The sequence below is a fragment of the Corynebacterium sp. ACRPO genome (assembly GCF_022347205.1).
Lineage (GTDB): Bacteria > Actinomycetota > Actinomycetes > Mycobacteriales > Mycobacteriaceae > Corynebacterium.
The window spans coordinates 137,438-156,365 of record NZ_JAKRNE010000003.1; the positions used below are offsets into that span (position 1 = coordinate 137,438).

At 60.1% G+C, this 18,928-nt stretch carries 14 protein-coding genes and 1 riboswitch; of the genes, 2 read left to right on the forward strand and 12 right to left on the reverse strand.

All coding sequences use genetic code 11. The features are described 5' to 3' along the window. Window positions 1-207: 207 nt before the first annotated feature. The 12 genes from fusA to rplJ all read right to left on the reverse strand — a co-directional run bounded on the left by fusA (window position 208) and on the right by rplJ (window position 17,716). Entirely contained in the window at window positions 208-2,337 is a 2,130-nt protein-coding gene (gene fusA / locus MHY22_RS03860) for an elongation factor G (protein WP_239278134.1), read from the reverse strand. A 323-nt stretch (window positions 2,338-2,660) separates the two neighbouring features. Then, window positions 2,661-3,128 (reverse strand): 30S ribosomal protein S7, encoded by a 468-nt coding sequence (gene rpsG / locus MHY22_RS03865; protein ID WP_005322865.1) that lies wholly within the window; start codon window positions 3,126-3,128, stop codon window positions 2,661-2,663. 6 nt (window positions 3,129-3,134) lie between these two features. Further along, window positions 3,135-3,506 carry a 30S ribosomal protein S12 gene (rpsL, locus tag MHY22_RS03870; RefSeq protein WP_238800416.1) on the reverse strand — a complete coding sequence of 124 codons (372 nt, stop codon included), beginning with the start codon at window positions 3,504-3,506 and terminating at the stop codon, window positions 3,135-3,137. Between the two features lie 232 nt (window positions 3,507-3,738). Further along, a complete protein-coding gene (locus MHY22_RS03875; protein ID WP_239278135.1) occupies window positions 3,739-4,290 on the reverse strand; it encodes a hypothetical protein in 552 nt (183 codons plus the stop codon). Window positions 4,291-4,316: 26 nt separating this feature from the next. Further along, window positions 4,317-5,087, reverse strand: coding sequence for an energy-coupling factor transporter transmembrane component T (locus MHY22_RS03880; protein ID WP_239278136.1), 771 nt, complete (start codon window positions 5,085-5,087; stop codon window positions 4,317-4,319). Further along, entirely contained in the window at window positions 5,080-6,507 is a 1,428-nt protein-coding gene (locus MHY22_RS03885) for an ABC transporter ATP-binding protein (protein WP_239278175.1), read from the reverse strand. The genes MHY22_RS03880 and MHY22_RS03885 overlap by 8 nt, the downstream gene beginning before the upstream one ends. A gap of 14 nt (window positions 6,508-6,521) precedes the next feature. Further along, entirely contained in the window at window positions 6,522-7,136 is a 615-nt protein-coding gene (locus MHY22_RS03890; RefSeq protein ID WP_239278137.1) for an ECF transporter S component, read from the reverse strand. Further along, window positions 7,126-7,258: riboswitch (TPP riboswitch) on the reverse strand. (Overlaps the previous gene by 11 nt.) Window positions 7,259-7,428: 170 nt before the next feature. Then, window positions 7,429-11,424, reverse strand: a complete 3,996-nt coding sequence (locus MHY22_RS03895; protein WP_239278139.1) for a DNA-directed RNA polymerase subunit beta' — start codon at window positions 11,422-11,424, stop codon at window positions 7,429-7,431. A gap of 107 nt (window positions 11,425-11,531) precedes the next feature. Then, window positions 11,532-15,026: a DNA-directed RNA polymerase subunit beta gene (locus MHY22_RS03900; RefSeq protein WP_239278141.1), complete on the reverse strand. Its 3,495-nt coding sequence runs from the start codon at window positions 15,024-15,026 to the stop codon at window positions 11,532-11,534. A 384-nt stretch (window positions 15,027-15,410) separates the two neighbouring features. Continuing rightward, complete coding sequence (locus MHY22_RS03905; RefSeq protein ID WP_239278142.1) at window positions 15,411-16,427, reverse strand: DUF3068 domain-containing protein; 1,017 nt, start codon at window positions 16,425-16,427, stop codon at window positions 15,411-15,413. A gap of 289 nt (window positions 16,428-16,716) precedes the next feature. Further along, window positions 16,717-17,106: a 50S ribosomal protein L7/L12 gene (gene rplL / locus MHY22_RS03910; protein WP_005322882.1), complete on the reverse strand. Its 390-nt coding sequence runs from the start codon at window positions 17,104-17,106 to the stop codon at window positions 16,717-16,719. A gap of 88 nt (window positions 17,107-17,194) precedes the next feature. Continuing rightward, window positions 17,195-17,716 carry a 50S ribosomal protein L10 gene (rplJ, locus tag MHY22_RS03915; RefSeq protein WP_005322886.1) on the reverse strand — a complete coding sequence of 174 codons (522 nt, stop codon included), beginning with the start codon at window positions 17,714-17,716 and terminating at the stop codon, window positions 17,195-17,197. Window positions 17,717-17,901: 185 nt separating this feature from the next. On the opposite strand from rplJ, the gene MHY22_RS03920 reads away from it, so the two are divergent. Then, on the forward strand, window positions 17,902-18,390 hold the full coding sequence (locus tag MHY22_RS03920; RefSeq protein WP_239278143.1) for a deoxyribodipyrimidine photo-lyase: 489 nt from the start codon (window positions 17,902-17,904) through the stop codon (window positions 18,388-18,390). Window positions 18,391-18,591: 201 nt separating this feature from the next. After that, a complete protein-coding gene (locus MHY22_RS03925) occupies window positions 18,592-18,918 on the forward strand; it encodes an FAD-binding domain-containing protein (protein WP_370658828.1) in 327 nt (108 codons plus the stop codon). Window positions 18,919-18,928: the final 10 nt, after the last annotated feature.

Consider the following 18,928-nt stretch of genomic DNA (forward strand, 5'->3'; position numbering starts at 1 on the left):
AAAAATCGCGGCCATTTCCCTCGACAAGAATCTTTTTAAAAGGATCCTGGGAGGGTAACGGCCGGCTCAATACACAACTTAGAGTCCTAAGCTGCAAACTCAGCCCGCCGCTACCCTGGCCCAGTTGTCCCGCCCCGCGGCGGGTCTGGCATCTACTGGCGAAGAGTACCAGCCCGACTAAACCGCGGAGGAGACTGGGGCTAGCGCTTAGTTGGCGCCGCCGGTGCGCTCCTCGATGATCTCCTGTGCCACGGAGGAAGGAACCTCTGCGTAGGAATCGAAGACCATGGTGAAGTTTGCGCGGCCTGCGGTGGAGGAACGCAGGTCACCGATGTAACCGAACATCTCGGACAGCGGCACCTTAGCCTTAACGACCTTCGCACCGGAGCGGTCTTCCATTGCGAAGACCTGGCCACGGCGGGAGGAGATGTCACCGTTAACGGTACCCATGTACTCCTCAGGGGTAACAACCTCAACGGCCATCATCGGCTCGAGTAGAACCGGCTTAGCCTTGGCCATTGCTTCCTTGAAGACCTGGGAGCCGGCCAGCTTGAAGGCCATCTCGGAGGAGTCGACGTCGTGATAAGCGCCGTCTTCCAGGGTGGCCTTGATGTTGACCATCGGGAAGCCTGCCAGGTAGCCGTACTGCATAGCGTCCTGGATACCAGCGTCGACAGAAGGAATGTATTCCTTCGGAACGCGGCCACCGGTAACGGCATTCTCGAATGCGTAGGTTGCGGACTCGCCCTCTTCCAGGGTCTCTGGGTCCGGGTTGTATGGCTCGATGGTGCAGATTACCTTTGCGAACTGGCCGGAACCACCGGTCTGCTTCTTGTGGGTGTACTCCATGGACTCAACCTTCTTGCGGATGGTCTCACGGTATGCAACCTGCGGGTTACCGATGTTTGCCTCGACCTTGAACTCGCGCTTCATGCGGTCAACCAGAACGTCGAGGTGGAGCTCGCCCATGCCGCCGATAACGGTCTGGCCGGTCTCTTCATCCAGTTCAACGGTGAAGGTTGGGTCCTCAGCAGCAAGCTTCTGAATGGCGTTACCCAGCTTCTCCTGGTCAGCCTTGGTCTTCGGCTCGATGGACACCTTGATAACCGGATCCGGGAAGTCCATGGACTCGAGGATGATCTGGTCATCCTTGTCACACAGGGTGTCACCGGTGGTGGTCTCCTTCAGGCCAACAACTGCGTAGATATTGCCGGCGTCTGCCTGCTCAACAGGGTTCTCCTTGTTGGCGTGCATCTGGAAGAGCTTACCGATGCGCTCCTTCTTGCCCTTGGTGGAGTTCATAACCTCGGTACCCGGGGTGACCTGGCCGGAGTACACGCGGATGAAGTTCAACTGGCCGAAGAACGGGTGAGCTGCAATCTTGAAGGACAGCGCGGAGAAGGAAGACTCCACGGAAGGCTTACGGGTGAGCTGGTTGTCCTCGTTGCCGACCTCGTGGCCGATAACCTCGCCAACGTCCAGCGGGTTAGGCAGGAAGTCAACAACAGCGTCCAGCAGCGGCTGCACGCCCTTGTTGCGGTAAGCGGTACCGCAGTAAACCGGGTAAATCTCGGAGTTGATGGTCAGCTTACGGATACCGGCCTTGAGCTCGTCAATGGTCAGCTCCTCGCCGCCGAAGTACTTCTCCATGAGCTCTTCGTCGGACTCAGCAACGGTCTCGACCAACTTCTCGCGGTACTCTGCAGCCTTGTCCTTGAGGTCCTCTGGGATATCTTCTACAACAGGCTCTGCACCGGTCTCGACCTTGCCGCGCCAGGTCAGTGCCTGCATGTTCAGCAGATCAACGATGCCGTCGAAGTCATCTTCAGCACCAATAGGCAGCTGCATTACCAGCGGCTTAGCGCCCAGGCGGTCCTCAATGGTGGAGACGGTGTAGTAGAAGTCTGCGCCCAGCTTGTCCATCTTGTTGACGAAGCAGATACGCGGAACGTCGTACTTAGCAGCCTGACGCCACACCTGCTCGGACTGCGGCTCAACGCCTTCCTTACCGTCGAAAACGGCGACGGCGCCATCAAGGACACGCAGGGAACGCTCAACCTCAACGGTGAAGTCAACGTGACCCGGGGTGTCGATGATGTTGATCTGGTTGTTGTTCCAGAAGCAGGTCACGGCAGCGGAGGTAATGGTGATGCCGCGTTCCTTCTCCTGTGCCATCCAGTCAGTGGTGGAAGCACCGTCGTGGGTCTCGCCCACCTTACGGTTGATACCGGTGTAGAAGAGAATACGCTCGGTGGTCGTCGTCTTACCAGCATCGATGTGGGCCATGATGCCGATGTTGCGGACCTTGTTCAGGTCCTTAAGCACTTCTTGTGCCACGTTTATACCCCAACTTAATAGTCGTCGACGCCGTGACCAGGTTTCTGGCTATGACGCCTGCATGGATAAGGTCATGTATATTTTTGCCACTATTTGGCCGTCCTCGGAGCAGCCTGCCCCTAGACTTCCATCGCTTCAGTGTACTGGACACTCCACGATGCCGCTGGACTGGGCAGGGATACCGCCCAGAGATCACACCCATTAGGGCAAAAAATGGCCCAAGCAAGAGATATGGAGTTTTGTGTTGCCGCGGCAGGAAAACTGCCGGCAGCCAGCGCGAAACTTGTTTCTCGTTGCTTGGGCCATTGATGTGGGTGCTGAAATTACCAGCGGTAGTGGGCGAAGGCGCGGTTGGCCTCTGCCATCTTGTGAGTATCCTCACGACGCTTAACGGAAGCGCCGAGGCCGTTGGAGGCATCCAGGATCTCGTTCGCGAGACGCTCGATCATGGAGTTCTCGCGACGCTGGCGGGTGAAGGTCACCATCCAGCGCAGTGCCAGGGTGTTAGCGCGGTCAGGGCGAACCTCAACCGGCACCTGGTAGGTAGCGCCACCGACACGGCGGGAGCGAACCTCGAGGTCTGGGCGGATATTGCCCAGTGCCTTCTCCAGGGTGCCAACCGGATCGGTACCGGTCTTCTCACGGCAAGCCTCGAGAGCGCCGTAGACGATGCGCTCTGCGGTGGACTTCTTGCCGTCCTGGAGGATCTTGTTGACGAGCATGGTGACCTGCTCGGAGTTGTATACCGGGTCCTTGACTACAGGACGCTTCGGAGCAGCATTCTTACGCATTGTTTATTACTGTCCCTTCTTTGCGCCGTAACGGGAACGTGCCTGCTTACGGTCCTTGACACCCTGGGTATCCAGAGCGCCGCGGATGATCTTGTAACGAACACCAGGAAGGTCCTTCACACGGCCGCCGCGAACGAGGACCATGGAGTGCTCCTGCAGGTTGTGGCCCTCGCCCGGAATGTAGGCGGAAACCTCAATACCGGTGGTCAGGCGAACACGAGCAACCTTACGCAGTGCGGAGTTCGGCTTCTTAGGAGTGGTGGTGTACACGCGGGTGCACACACCGCGACGCTGCGGGGAACCCTTCAGCGCAGCGGTAGACACCTCAGAACGCTTGCTGTGGCGGCCCTTGCGGACCAGCTGCTGAATAGTTGGCATTTAACAGTCTTTCTGTCGAATCGCACCGAAGCCAAAAGAAAGGAACCAAACATGCAAAAATGGGCGCTCTTTCCCGGGGCGCTGCCGCATGTCCAGAACTCTTTCCAAGGCCAGTGCCTTGTTAAGGATCAGACTCTTCACCGCGCGCCATCATGGCACGCATAGTGAACTGAGGTTTAGAGTAGCAAACCGACCGCGCTCTATACAAAACGCGATCGGCGCCTTCCTCCTGCTAGGACCATTCCCAGACCAGGTCCGCCTGGGCGGCCTTGGTGGCAAAGTAGTCCTTTTCCTGCTCCTCCCACGTTTCAAACCACGGCTCGTAGCCAGGCTCGCGGGCGATGGCGCGTTCGCGGCGTTGGTCCCGGGGGCCGTCGATAAGCACGCTTACTACCGCTCCCCTCTCCTTGGCCGCGGCAATATTGGCGGCAGTTACCGAGCCCACGCCCTCCACGATGAGGTCATCGCGCACATCCAAGCTGGCCCAGTCCCCTGGGGCGCCTGCTTCCCAATCCCAGCGCCAGTAGCCGGGGTTCATGGTGCGCAATACTTGCTCAGCCACCATATCCGAGCCCTTATCCAGGCCATGCCAGCCGGGGTAAAATTCATCGAGGTGCACTACCCGCCAGTTGGTGCGCTCGGCCAATGCGGCGGAGGTCCAGGTTTTTCCGGCGCCCGAGGGGCCGTCAATAAGCACGGTTACCGGCTTGAAGGCACGCTTTCTAGCTGCCGCCAGCGTGACGATGTCCTCTAAAAGGCGCTCTTGTTGGCTATCAAAGTCCATGGTCGCTCAATCACTGCTTTCGCGGTTTATAGGCCGAAGAATCTCCAGGCCCCAGTGAGTACCGAAACTACCACCGGTACGAAAGCGAAGACAGTACCTAGGGCCATAATCCACCCATCACGGGCATGCAGACGCGACTCACGTGCCCATGTGCGCTTCCCGCCGCTCGGCGGGGTACGGCCGAAACCGCGCGCCTCCATTGCCGTGGCCAACTTGCCACCGCGGCGCAACGCGATGACCAATAGACCAAAAGACATGGTAAGCAGATGCTGCAGCTTGCCGACGTCCGTCAGTCCCCTCGCCCTGCGCGCCATCCCCAGCGACTGCCAGTCAGATTGAAAGAGTGTCATCATGCGCACACCGGCGACCGCACCAATAACAAAGCGCGAGGGTAGCTTCAGGATCTGCGAGAGCGCATCGCCCAACTCCGTCGGATCAATATCGCGAGCCAGGACCACCATAGGGAGGGCCACGGCAAACACACGCAGCGTAATAGCAATCGCGAGGGTCAGCGAGTTCTGTGTGACCGTAACGAGCCACCAGCTGAAGTACTGCGTGCCACCAGGCTCGCCATATAGCAGCATCGAGATGCCAGAAATCGGTGCAATAAGAAAGAGGAACCAGCCGGCCTTAAAAAGCCGCACCCATGACACCCCGCACAGCGGCGCGAGGATCAGGGTAAGCGCCAACGATACCGCGGCCGAGACCCAGTCAATAGATCCCAATAGAGGGGTAACCCAGATAAACATCAAAAAGATGCGGCTAAGCGGGTTAGCCCTGCGCAAAAGATTAGGCACCGCGCACCTCCACTCGGTGATCCCCCAAGGCCTGGATAAATAGCGGGTCATGGGTAATAGAGGCGATGGTGGTGCCATCATCTGCCAGTTGCCGCAGCAAGTGCACCAGCTCCACGAAGGTCTGGGGGTCTTGCCCAAAGGTGGGCTCATCCAACAGCAACACCGACGGCGCGGTCACTAAGGCAGTGGCCACCGACAGGCGTCGTTTCTCGCCGCCCGAGAGCGTAAACGGGTTGGCCTCCAAGAGATGCTCCAGCCGCAGTGATTCCACCAGCTGCGCGATCCTCTCCTCCGGCGGGTCGACGCGCATCACCTTGGGCGCAACCCGCAGCTCCTCGGCCACCGTGCGGGCGACGAATTGGTGCTCCGGGTTCTGGAAGACAAAGCCAATGCGGTCCGCCAGCTCGCGCGATTTCCAGCGCAGCGGCGACCCCTTGACCCCGCGACGCACGAAATCGGCGACCCCAATCTCACCTGATTCAGCCGGCAACAACCCAGCCATGGTCATCAACCAGGTGGACTTACCCGCGCCATTCGGCCCGGTAATGACCGTGGAGGCTCCCGCCGGCAGCGCAATCGTGCGGGGCGGACCATAGCGCGTGACGAGGTCGGTGCTCCACAGCGCGGCTTCGCGCTGCGCAAGCTCGGCCTCGCCAAGGCGGCGCGCCTGCGGCAGGCCAGAGACCTGGCGGCGCTGAGCCACCTCCGTGAAGGAAGTATCGGCCACGATGCGCCCGCGGTCCAGCTCCACTGCGCGGTCGAGTACGCCGTCCCACGCCGCGTGCTGGTGCTCTACCACCACGAGCGTCGCGCTGGTTTCTTCCACCAGCCTAGCCACGGCGCACACCACATCGCGTGCGCCGGCGGGGTCAAGGTTGGCCGTGGGTTCATCGAGAAGCACCACGCCCGCCCCCATAGCGATGACGCCGGCGAGCGCCAAGCGCTGCTTCTGCCCACCGGAGAGCCGCTCGGTGGGAAAATCCAGATCCACGAATGGACCCACCAGTTCCTTGGCTGCGGCCACACGGCGCCAGATTTCCTCGCGCGGATACGCCAGGTTCTCGCAGCCGAAAGCAATGTCATCGCCAACGCGCGCGGAGATCACCTGCGAATCCGGATCCTGAAGCACCAGCCCCACTGGGATGGTACGTCCGGGCTCCTCCACCATGCCGGTGGAATCTTCTAAGAGAATTTCACCAGTGCGGGTTCCTTCCTCATCGGAACCCAGCACTCCGGCCATCGCCGCAAGGAAGGTAGACTTTCCCGATCCAGAGTCGCCGCATAAAAGCACGCGTTCTCCCGGCTCGATGATCAGGTCAATATCGGATAGCGCCGGTTCGCTGCGTCCGGCATGAGTCCAGCCGAATCCTCGGGCTGTTATCTTGGTGGCGTTTCCCGCCAATGATGCACAATCAGACACGGACACAACACGCCCTAAGCGCGCTGTTCACGGCCTGCGGCAAAGCGATCCAGGGCACCGGTTTTAGCCAGGGCTTTCACCACGAAGAAACCCAGCGCACCGGCCAAGATAGCGCCGGAGATGTTCAGAGTCACAAAGTAGATGAGCTTGAACTCGAAGGAACGAGCCAGGTTGCCGGAGGTAAACAGCTCCAGGATGAAGGCACCCCAGCCAGCTGCCATGCCGGCCAGAATGGATACTCCCAGGCCAAACTTGCGGTACAGGAAGATGGCCAGGATGATTTCCACGCCAATGCCCTGTGCCAAGCCCGAGTACAGGGTGCTAGGGCCCCACTGGGAGCCCAGCATTGCAGAAACGGTTGCGGCAAGAACCTCCACATAGACAGCCGCACCTGGCTTGCGAATAATCAGACCACCAAGCACACCGCCAATAAGCCAGATACCCGTAGCGATACCGCCGAGGCCTGGAGTCACAGCGTCCATGGCCTCAAACCAGGCATAGCCCACTGCATTCCACCCCAAGAACACAAAGCCACAAGCCACGCCTAGAACGGACGCCACCACAATATCGACCACGCGCCAGTTCAGGCTGCGCTTCGGGGCAGCAGACGCACGTGTATTAGTAGTCAAAATTTCCTCCCTCTCGCCGGCATTATCCGGATCAGGTTCAACGGTTCACCGCGCATCTGGCGGCATCTCAGCCCGACACAGCTGCAAAACAGAGCAGCGCGCAAGCACCCGTGAAGTGTGCAATTTTCAATAACTTAGGCCGCACTCCTTTAAAGGTGTCTGGCCAAAAGCTGCATTCATACTAGCAAAGCAGTCTAGCGGTGCTCCCTAGACATCGAAACAGCCCCGCCTTCCTATCGTTCAGGAAGGCGGGGCCATTTATTTCCCGCGTTAACGCAAATTGAACTGCACGTTAGAAGGTGAAGTCCTCATCCAGCGGGACGGAAGCGCCGGTGAATTCACCGAAGCCGTCATCGCCGTAGATGGAATCGCCGTAAGTCGGAATCGAGTATGCGGCGTTGCGCGCAGCCTCGGTCGGCTTGACGGAGATATTGCGGTAGCGGGAGATACCCGTACCGGCCGGGATGAGTTTACCGATGATGACGTTCTCCTTGAGGCCAATGAGCTTATCGGAGCGCTTGTTAATAGCGGCGTCGGTAAGCACGCGAGTGGTCTCCTGGAACGATGCAGCGGACAGCCAAGACTCGGTAGCCAAGGAAGCCTTGGTGATACCCATAATCTCCGAACGCAGCTGAGCCGGCTCGCCGCCTTCTGCCACCTGGGCAGCGTTGAGCTGCTTAGCCTCAGAGAGGTCGATGAGGTTACCCGGCAGCAAGTCCGTGGTACCCGCATCGATGACGGTACCGCGGCGCAGCATCTGGCGGATGATGATCTCGATGTGCTTATCGTGGATAGCCACACCCTGGGTACGGTACACAGCCTGCACCTCGTTGATGAGGTGCTGCTCCACGCCACGACGGCCGAGAACCTCGAGAACGTCGTGCGGGTCAGCCGCACCACGCATCAGACGGTCACCGGTCTCAACGTGGTCGCCGTCTTTGAGGGAACGCTCGATCATGGCATCCGGGTTGGACTCCATTGGACGACGGACCTGAGCCAGGCCCTGACGCTTGGAGAGCTTTTCGTAAACCACGTCATCAGAGCCGTCATCCGGGGTGATGGTCAGGGTCCAGAAGTTGCCCTCATCGGACAGGGACACGGTGCCGTCAACGGAGGCGATAGGAGCGCGGTTCTTCGGGTTACGGGCCTCGAAGAGCTCCTGGACACGCGGCAGGCCGCCGGTAATATCGCCACCGACACCACCCTGGTGGAACGTACGCATGGTCAGCTGGGTACCCGGCTCACCAATGGACTGTGCAGCCACAATGCCGACAGCCTCGCCGATATCGACGAGCTGGCCGGAAGCCATGGACTTGCCGTAGCACTTGGCACATACGCCAGCCGGGGTCTGGCAGGTCAGCACGGAGCGAACCTTGACCTCGGTGACCTTAGCGTCAAGCAGCTTCTGGGTGAGCTCCTCAGTGAGGTCGGAGCCAGCCTCGGCCACAACCTCGCCGTCTTCGCCCTTGACATCGGTAGCCAGCACGCGGCCGGATGCAGAAGTCTCCCACAGCTCGGAGAGAACAACCTTGTCGCCAGACTCCTCGCCGATTGGGACGCGCACGCCCTGGCGGGTGCCACAGTCCTCTTCGCGGACGATGACGTCCTGGGCCACGTCCACCAGACGGCGGGTGAGGTAGCCGGAGTCAGCGGTACGCAGCGCGGTATCGGCCAGGCCCTTACGGGAGCCGTGGGAGTTATTGAAGTACTCCAGCACGGACAGGCCTTCGCGGAAGGAGGTCTTAATCGGACGGGTGATGTAATCACCGTGCGAGTTCACAACCATGCCCTTCATACCGGCCAGCGTCCAGATCTGACGCATGTTACCGGCCGCACCAGACTTCACAATCATCGGAATTGGGTTGTGGTCCGGGTACATGTTCTCGACGGCCTCACCGACGGTGTCGGTAGCGTCCTTCCACAGCTCAACCAGGCGGTCGTAGCGCTCGCGCTCGGTCAGGGCGCCCTGCTCCCAGTACTTGCGCTCGATGCGCTCTGCTTCCTTCTCATAAGACTCGAGGATCTCGGTCTTATTCGGCAGAACCAGAACGTCAGACATGGTGATGGTCACGCCGGAACGGGTTGCCCAGTAGAAGCCGGCATCCTTCATGTTGTCCAGCACCTGAGCAACGGTGATCATCGGGTACTTATTGGCCAAGTCATTGACCACGTCACCGATGAGAACCTTGTTGCCGGAGCCGCCGCCCTTACGGACCATGATGCCCTCGAGGTACGGGTAGTTCCATGGCAGCAGCTCGTTGAACATGACGCGGCCGATGGTGGTGTAGCCCATCCATGCCTGGCCCTTGGACCAGCCATCTGGGAACTGCTCTTCCTCGATCTCCTTCGGCGGGCGAAGGTGGTCGATGCGGACCTTGATCGGAGCCTGCAGGCCAACGGTGCCGCGGTCATAGGCCATGAGGGCCTCGGCGTAGGAGGAGAAGACACCGGTTGCTGGCTTGTCCTCCTCTGCTTCGCGGTAGCGGCCGTTGCCACCGATCTCATCCTCGGACTTGTCCATGGTCAGGTAGTACAGGCCGGTAACCATGTCCAGACGTGGCATGGCCAGCGGCTTACCCGATGCCGGGGACAGAATGTTGTTGGACGCCAGCATCAAGACGCGGGCCTCTGCCTGTGCCTCAGCGGACAGCGGCAGGTGGACTGCCATCTGGTCGCCGTCGAAGTCGGCGTTGAAAGCCTCACAAGCCAGCGGGTGCAGCTGAATAGCCTTACCCTCAACCAGCTTCGGCTCGAAGGCCTGAATACCCAGGCGGTGCAGCGTAGGAGCACGGTTGAGCATCACTGGGTGCTCGGAAATGGCCTGTTCCAGAACGTCCCACACCTCTGGGCGCTGGCGCTCAACCATGCGCTTGGCGGACTTGATGTTCTGGGCGTAGTCATTTTCTACCAGGCGCTTCATGACGAACGGCTTGAACAGCTCGAGCGCCATGAGCTTCGGCAGACCGCACTCGTGCAGCTTCAGCTGCGGACCAACGATAATAACGGAACGGCCGGAGTAGTCCACACGCTTACCCAGCAGGTTCTGGCGGAAGCGGCCCTGCTTGCCCTTGAGCAGGTCAGACAGGGACTTCAGCGGACGGTTGCCCGGGCCGGTAACCGGACGGCCGCGGCGGCCGTTATCGAAGAGCGCGTCTACAGACTCTTGCAGCATGCGCTTCTCGTTGTTCACGATGATCTCTGGAGCGCCCAGGTCGATCATGCGCTTCAAACGGTTATTGCGGTTGATAACGCGGCGGTAGAGGTCGTTCAGGTCGGAGGTAGCAAAGCGGCCACCGTCCAGCTGCACCATCGGGCGCAGCTCTGGCGGGATAACCGGGATGGCGTCCAGCACCATGCCGGCCGGATCGTTGCCGGAGCGCAGGAAGGCAGCAACGACCTTCAGGCGCTTCAGGGCACGCATCTTCTTCTGGCCCTTGCCGTTGTTGATGATCTCGCGCAGTTCCTCGGCCTCAGCCTCAAGGTCGAAGTTGCGAACCAAGGTCTGGATGGCTTCTGCACCCATGCCGCCGGTGAAGTAATCCTCGTAGCGGTCAACCAGCTCTTCGTAGATGGTCTCATCAATGATCATCTGCTTCGGAGCCAGCTTGATGAAGGTGTTCCAGATTTCATCCAGGCGGGCGATTTCGCGCTCGCCGCGCTCGCGGATGTGCTGCATCTCCTTATCGGCAGCGTTTTGTACCTTCTTGCGGGCATCGGCCTTGGCACCGGCTGCTTCCAGCTCAGCCAGGTCAGACTCCAGCTTGGAGGCGCGCTCGGCGATCTCGGACTCGGTATCGTCCTCAACGTCCTTCTTCTCCAGAAGCATCTCTGCTTCCAGGGTGGACTGGTCATTGTGGCGGGCCTCTTCATCCACGGAGGTAATGATATTGGCTGCAAAGTAGATGATGCGCTCGAGATCCTTCGGAGCCAGGTCCAGCAGGTAGCCCAGGCGGGAAGGAACGCCCTTGAAGTACCAGATGTGGGTTACCGGAGCGGCCAGCTCAATGTGACCCATGCGCTCACGGCGAACCTTGGACTTGGTCACCTCAACGCCACAGCGCTCACAGATGATGCCCTTGTAGCGGACGCGCTTGTACTTGCCACAAGCGCACTCCCAGTCACGGGTAGGGCCGAAGATGCGCTCGCAGAAGAGGCCGTCCTTCTCCGGCTTCAGGGTGCGGTAGTTAATGGTCTCGGGCTTTTTGACCTCGCCCTTGGACCAGCGACGAATATCGTCTGCGGTGGCCAGACCGATGCGGAGCTCGTCGAAGAGATTTACGTCAAACACGTAATGTCTCCCTTTCATCCTCGTTGTCGAGGAATTGATGGCTTTGTATGAATGGAACGTTTATGCCCTACCGCGGGGACTCACCCCGCGGTGGACCAAGAAACTAATTAGGCGATGTCAGCGGAGGAACCCTCATCGCGGGACAGGTTAATGCCAAGCGATGGGCTATCCATGTCATCATCATCAGAGCCAGACAGCTCCATCGGCGTGCCGTCGGTGGAGAGAACTTCCACGTTCAGGCACAGGGACTGCAGCTCCTTGAGCAACACCTTGAAGGACTCAGGGATGCCCGGATCTGGAATATTGTCGCCCTTAACAATGGCTTCGTAGACCTTCACGCGGCCGACGACGTCATCGGACTTGATGGTCAGCAGCTCCTGCAGGGTGTAGGCAGCGCCGTATGCCTGCATTGCCCACACCTCCATCTCGCCGAAGCGCTGGCCACCGAACTGGGCCTTACCACCCAGCGGCTGCTGGGTAATCATGGAGTAAGGACCAGTGGAGCGGGCGTGAATCTTCTCATCGACCAAGTGGTGCAGCTTGAGCATGTACATGTAGCCGACAGAGATCGGGTACTTGTACGGTTCGCCCGAGCGGCCGTCGAAAAGCGTGGCCTTGCCATGCTCATCCACCAGCACATCGCCGTCGCGGTTCGGACGGGAGGAAGCCAGCAGGCGCTCGATCTCGTGGTTGGTAGCACCATCGAAGACTGGGGTGGCGGTCAAGGAATTCGCAGGAACGTCATAGAGCTCTTCCGGCAGGGTCTTGAGCAGCTCGGCGTTCTTCGGATCCTCGGTATCAACCTTCCAGCCGGCATGTGCCAACCAGCCCAGGTGAACTTCCAGAACCTGGCCGATGTTCATACGACGTGGCACACCGTGGGTGTTCAGGAGGATGTCGACCGGGGTGCCGTCCTCCATGAACGGCATATCCTCTGGCGGCAGAATCTTGCCCACAACGCCCTTGTTGCCGTGGCGGCCGGCCATCTTATCGCCGTCCTGGATCTTGCGCTTCTGGGCCACGTAGACGCGAATCATCTCGTTGACGCCAGGGGCCAGATCGTCATCATCCTCGCGGGAGAAGCGAGCAACGCCAATGACCTTGCCCACCTCACCGTGCGGCACCTTCATGGAGGTATCGCGAACCTCGCGGGCCTTCTCACCGAAGATGGCGCGCAGCAGGCGCTCCTCCGGGGTCAGCTCGGTCTCACCCTTCGGGGTGACCTTACCCACCAGGATGTCGCCGGCGCGGACGTCGGCACCGATGCGGATGATGCCGCGCTCGTCCAGGTCGCTCAGGACGTCTTCGGAGACGTTCGGGATCTCGCGGGTGATTTCCTCGGCGCCCAGCTTGGTATCGCGGGCATCGATCTCGTGCTCCTCGATGTGGACGGAGGTCAGGATGTCCTCTTCCACGATGCGCTGGTTGAGGATGATGGCGTCCTCGTAGTTGTGGCCTTCCCACGGCATGAAGGCAACCAGCAGGTTGCGGCCGAGGGACATCTCACCATTGTGGGTACCCGGGCCATCGGCCAGAACCTGGCCGGCCTCTACGCGCTCGCCCATGGAAACCAGCGGGGTCTGGTTGTAGTTGGTGCCCTGGTTGGTGCGCTCGAACTTACGCAGGATGTAGGTATCGCGCTGGCCTTCATCATCCATGATGGTGATGACATCAGCGGTGACGTTTTCGACCACACCGGCCTTCGGGGTGATGACAACATCGCCAGCGTCGTAAGCAGCGCGCTGCTCCATACCAGTACCCACCAGTGGGGCCTCGGAGCGAACCAGCGGCACGGCCTGCTTCTGCATGTTCGCACCCATCAGAGCACGGTTAGCATCGTCGTGCTCCAAGAACGGAATCATGGCGGTACCCACGGAAACCATCTGGCGCGGGGAGACGTCAACGTAGTCCACACCGGAGGCATCGGTAAGTCCGATATCGCCGTCCTTCAGGCGAACCTCAATACGCTCGCCGGTGAGGTTGCCCTCTGCGTCCTGCTCGACCTCGGCCTGAGCAATAGCGAAGCGGTCCTCTTCATCGGCGGTGAGGTACTCCACCTGATCGGTGATCTTGCCGTCCACAACCTTGCGGTACGGGGTCTCAATGAAGCCGAAAGCATTCACGCGGGCGTAGGACGCCAGCGCACCAATCAGGCCAATGTTCGGGCCCTCAGGGGTCTCAATCGGGCACATACGGCCGTAGTGAGAAGCGTGAACGTCTCGCACCTCAATGCCGGCGCGCTCACGAGACAGGCCGCCCGGGCCCAGCGCGGACAGGCGGCGCTTGTGGGTCAGGCCGGACAGCGAGTTGTTGTGGTCCATGAACTGAGACAGCTGCGAGGTACCGAAGAACTCGCGGATAGCAGCAGAGACCGGGCGCACGTTAATCAGGGAGGTCGGAGTGATGGACTCCGCATCCTGGGTGGTCATGCGCTCGCGCACAACGCGCTCCATGCGGGACAGGCCGACGCGGACCTGGTTCTGGATGAGCTCACCCACGGTGCGCAGACGGCGGTTACCAAAGTGGTCGATGTCATCCGTGTGCAGGGAGATCATCTCACCGTTCGGTGCCTTCATCTCGCGCTCGCCTACGTGCAGGCGGACCAGGTACTCGAGGGTGACGGCAATGTCTTCCTCGGTCAGGGTCATCAGACCATCGTGGTCGCCGCCGAGCCCCAGCTTGCGGTTGACCTTGTAGCGGCCGACCTTAGCCAGGTCGTAACGCTTTGCACGGAAGAAGGAGTTATCCAGCAAGGACTGAGCCAGCTCACGGGTGGGCTGCTCGCCCGGGCGCTGCTTGCGGTAAATCTCCAGCAGTGCCTCATCGGTGTTCGCTACACCGTCAGACTCCAGGGTGGACATCATGAGCTCGGAGAAGCCGAAGCGATCCCTGATCTGCTCCTCGCTCCAGCCCAGTGCCTTAAGCAGCACGGTTACCGGCTGGCGGCGCTTGCGGTCAATGCGCACGCCAACGGTGTCGCGCTTGTCGACGTCGAATTCCAACCATGCACCGCGGGAAGGAATAACCTTCACGGAGTGCAGCGGGCGCTCGGTGGACTTATCGATCGAGCGATCGAAATAGACGCCCGGGGAGCGCACTAGCTGAGACACGACGACGCGCTCGGTACCGTTCACGATGAACGTGCCCATATCCGTCATGATCGGGAAATCGCCGATGAAGACGGTCTGCGACTTAATCTCTTGGGTGTCGTTATTAATAAACTCTGCGGTCACGTACAGCGGCGCGGAGTAGTTGATGTCCTTTTCCTTGCACTCATCCACAGTGTTCTTCACCGGTTCAAAGCGCGGCTCCGACAAGGACAAGGACATATTGCCCGAGTAGTCCTCAATCGGCGAGAGCTCTTCGAGGATGTCCTCGAGGCCGCTCGTCACGCGGGCGTCATCGCCGCGCTCAGCCTGCTCGCGCTCGCGCCATTCTGGCGAGCCGACGAGCCAAGCAAAGGAATCAAGTTGTACGTCAAGGAGACCCGGCAGGGCGATAGGCTCGCTGATTTTTGCAAACGAGTATCGCTTCGGGGCTCCGGGGATATTGGCCACTGACTTGGTCTGGCGGGAGACTGCCAAGATGGGTCCTTCCAGCACCTCACGCGGATTGCCTGCTCGCCCTGGCCGACGAGCCGCAAAACCGCTGGTAATTCTAGCATTCGGTCTGCTGTGGAGTGTCTGGGTTCAGAATGCACAAAATCACCTTGTCAAGTCGGTTTTGCCATCACCGGCCTGAAAGGCTAAATGTGCACCGAAGATCCAGATTCCAGCGCAACGAAACAGCTTATAGGAAAAGACCTGCCATGTAAAGACACACCACTCTTGGGGCGTGTCGCTACCGCGCTAGGGGGCAAGCTCGTGCTCGCCGCGGCGCTAACGCGTCCATGCCGCGCCACTGTGCGCGACAACCACCGAGCACCCTACCACTAAATTCTCGCCACACCGCAAACCTGGTGGCGAATTAGTCTATTAACTGGGCTTTTAGCGGCTGGCTGGAACCGCATTGCCGCCGACGCGTCCGCGGTTATGGCGCGAGCGGGCGTGTTTGTTCTTGCCGCCAAATAGGCCGAGTGCACCAATAATTCCGAGCAGGGTCAACAGTGCGCCGAGGCCGATGGCGGCCCACCGCACGATCTCCGCTACGCGGTCGCGCGGGAAATCTGCCGCCTGTTTGAGCAGCGCCTGCCGGTCCTCCTCGGAGGTAGAGCCATTAAAGACGAAGGCGCGCTCACGGCCCACGCCCTCGCGGTCCGCGTAGTAATCATCGATATCCATATCCATGCCCACCACCAGGCCAGTCTCCTGATCCACGTAGAAGTCGCGGCTGCCGGAGTGGGTCAGGTAGCCCTGCTCCTCGCCGCCGCCTTCCTTGGGCAGGCTGGTGGTATTGCCATCGGCCGCAAATAGCTGCGCGACGTTGGTCGGCTCAATTTCTTGGTGGTAGCGGTAGACCGTGCGGCCGTCCATCGTGGCTTCCTCTTCAAAGACTGCATCGACGGCCTTGCGCAGGGTCGGGTCAAAGACCGGGTAGTTGGTCTTTTCCGCATCAGCCGGGAACTTAAGCCAGTAGCCATCCACCGTTACTTTGTCCGAAGGCGTAGCAAGCGTATGGCTAAGCGATGCCTCCCCCAGAGCCTCACCACTCAGGCGGTCCACCGGGTAGCTCCACACCTGGGCCTGGCTCAGCTCATTGAGGCCCTCCCCCTCGCCACGCATGCGGGTCTCACCGATGCGCACGGTGGCCTTCTCCTCGTCCGAGGGTTCTTGGATATCCATGTTGATTTGGTAGGTCATGGGGCCCGAATACGGCTGTGTGCCGTCCTTGGACAGCTGCTGCGAATCCGCAGAATCATCGTGCAGTGTCCACGTACTGTTTTTCAGGTTCAACGGCAGCCGCGGGGAGTAATCCAAAAACGCCGGCGCCACAATACCGGCGGCGATGAGCGCAACGCCGAGGCCTAGGAGCAGGACGGAAAAAATGCGGGACTTGGGCAGCATGGGGGCTAATTCTACAGCCCGTAGCGGCGATTCCTTGTTTCTACAGGCCCACGATGCTCACGGCACCGTCGTTCCGGTACAAAGAAACCCATATTGCGGCCACGATCCTCCGGAAGTCGTGCCCCCTACGGCGCACAACGCGGCCGCTTTATAGGGCGCGACCGCCCCTCCACAGTACAAGCACTGTGACAGGAACAATCCGCCCCAAGACACAAAACGAGGAAACCCCCCATCCTCCACCGCGTAAAGCGATAGAAGTGGGGGTTTGAAAGCGTAAAGCTCAGTGAAATTACTTGAGCTCGACGGAAGCGCCAGCCTCTTCCAGCTTGGTCTTAGCAGCCTCAGCGTCGTCCTTGGAAGCGCCCTCGAGGATAGCCTTAGGAGCACCCTCGACCATTTCCTTAGCTTCCTTCAGGCCCAGGCCGGAGACGATCTCGCGGACAGCCTTAATAACGCCAATCTTCTTAGCGCCAGCGTCGGTCAGAACGACGTCGAACTCGGTCTTCTCCTCAGCGGCACCAGCGCCGCCCTCAGCCGGAGCGCCAGCTGCAACAGCAGCAACCGGAGCAGCAGCCTCAACGTCGAATACCTCTTCAAATTCCTTAACGAACTCGGACAGTTCGATGAGGGTCATTTCCTTGAAAGCTTCAATGAGCTCGTCCTTGGTGAGCTTAGCCATGATGGCAAGTCCTTTCTGTGTTGTGTGTGCGCTGCGCGTGATTTATGCGGCGCACACGGTGTTGTAATTGTGCGTCTTTTGTGACGACTTAAGCTTCTGCTTCCTTCTTGTCCTGCAGGGCTGCGACGGTGCGTACAGCCTTGGTTGCAGGAGCGTTGAAGAGAGCGGCAGCCTTCGCCATAGAACCCTTCATAGCGCCAGCCAGCTTTGCGAGGGTGGTCTCGCGGTTATCCAGCTTGGCGATGGCCTCAACCTGGTCGGCAGACAGTGCGTTGCCGTCCATGTAGCCACCCTTGATGATGAGTGCCTTGTTGTCATCAGCGAACTTGGTGATGACCTTCGCAGCATCCACTGCCTCGCCCTTGATGAACGCAATTGCGGTCGGGCCAGTCAGCAAATCATCAAGACCTTCGATGCCAGCTTCCTTGGCAGCGATCTTGAAAAGGGTGTTCTTGGCGACGGAGTATTCAACGTCAAAGCCCAGATCGTTACGCAGCTCTTGCAGCTGGGATACGGTCAGGCCGCGGTACTCGGTCAATACAACAGAGTTAGCGCCAGCCAGCTTCTCCTTCAGCTCTGCCAGGTCTGCAGTGTTCTTTGGGTTTGCCATTGTCTCTCGCCTCCTTCCAAAACATCTCTTTTATTATTCCGCCGGGGCCTTCCTCGCTTCGCTTGCCCGAAACAACAAAAGCCCCGTGCAAGAGCACAGGGCGCGCGACATAAGAGAATGCCGCGAATAATCGCAAAGTGTCTCCTGCGTGGGCCGCCTCCTAGGATGGAGAACCTTCGATCCAAATGGATGACCAACGGTCTTCGGTGAACTTTGACTCGACCGTGATGTGGCCGTTCAAACTTCGAGGAAAACACTACCTCCCCACCCGCGGTTTCTCCAAATCGCCGTTTTCGCCGCGTAGGATAGCCGCGATGACCTGCGCCTGCACGATAACCAGGCCCTTTCCCGCGCGTCCGAGGCCACTGCGCGAGGTCGATGCCACCGTCAAGGACACCCTGGCCTCCCAGGGCATCACCGCGACTTCCTCGCCCGACTTCACCTTGGTGGAACCCTGGGAGGCCACCAATGGCCAAGGCCAGCCCTATAAGGTCTTTACTCCCTTCTCCAAGGCCGCCGCCTCCCAGGTGGCGGCAGATGAACCGGAGGGGGTGCCGGAGTTGGGGCGTCGGCAAGCAGTGCATCTGGCTGGCCCAAAACCACCGAGCCGGCATGGTCGGCATCCATGGCCGAACACTGGACGCCCGGCGAGGCTGGGGCGCGCGAGCGACTAGCCCAGCTGGATCTGGCCAACTACGCCGAGGAGCGCGATATTCCCGCGCTCAATGCCACCTCCCTACTCTCGCCCCACCTGCGCTTTGGCGAGGTCTCCCCGCGTGAGGTGTGGTTCGCCGCGGATCAAGGACTGGCAGGCCGGCACTACGTGCATTCCGCTTATCGACGCCGGAATGCGCGAGCTATAGGCCACCGGGTATATGCACAATCGCGTGCGCATGGTGGTGGGCTCCTTCCTCACCAAGAACCTGGGCATCCACTGGCGCCTGGGCGAGGAATGGTTCTGGGACACCTTGGTAGACGCCGATGCCGTCTCCAATCCTTTTAATTGGCAGTGGGTGGCCGGTTGCGGCGATGATGCCGCGCCTTTCTTTCGCATCTTCAACCCCGAAACGCAGGCCCAGCGCTTCGACCCTAAGGGCAGGTACGTGCGCCGCTGGGCACCCACGCTGTCCGCCCCGCCCATCGTGGACCTAAAGGAATCACGCCAAGCCGCGCTCGATGCCTATGCGGAGATCAAAGACTAGGCCGGCGGAA

Bases quoted from the DNA above. Each gene is read 5' to 3' on its own strand.
- MHY22_RS03920 (WP_239278143.1), top strand. From the start codon at position 17,902: ATGGATGACCAACGGTCTTCGGTGAACTTTGACTCGACCGTGATGTGG.
- rpsL (WP_238800416.1), bottom strand. From the start codon at position 3,506: ATGCCAACTATTCAGCAGCTGGTCCGCAAGGGCCGCCACAGCAAGCGT.
- MHY22_RS03875 (WP_239278135.1), bottom strand. From the start codon at position 4,290: ATGGACTTTGATAGCCAACAAGAGCGCCTTTTAGAGGACATCGTCACG.
- rplJ (WP_005322886.1), bottom strand. From the start codon at position 17,716: ATGGCAAACCCAAAGAACACTGCAGACCTGGCAGAGCTGAAGGAGAAG.
- rplL (WP_005322882.1), bottom strand. From the start codon at position 17,106: ATGGCTAAGCTCACCAAGGACGAGCTCATTGAAGCTTTCAAGGAAATG.
- MHY22_RS03925 (WP_370658828.1), top strand. From the start codon at position 18,592: ATGCACAATCGCGTGCGCATGGTGGTGGGCTCCTTCCTCACCAAGAAC.
- MHY22_RS03905 (WP_239278142.1), bottom strand. From the start codon at position 16,427: ATGCTGCCCAAGTCCCGCATTTTTTCCGTCCTGCTCCTAGGCCTCGGC.
- rpsG (WP_005322865.1), bottom strand. From the start codon at position 3,128: ATGCGTAAGAATGCTGCTCCGAAGCGTCCTGTAGTCAAGGACCCGGTA.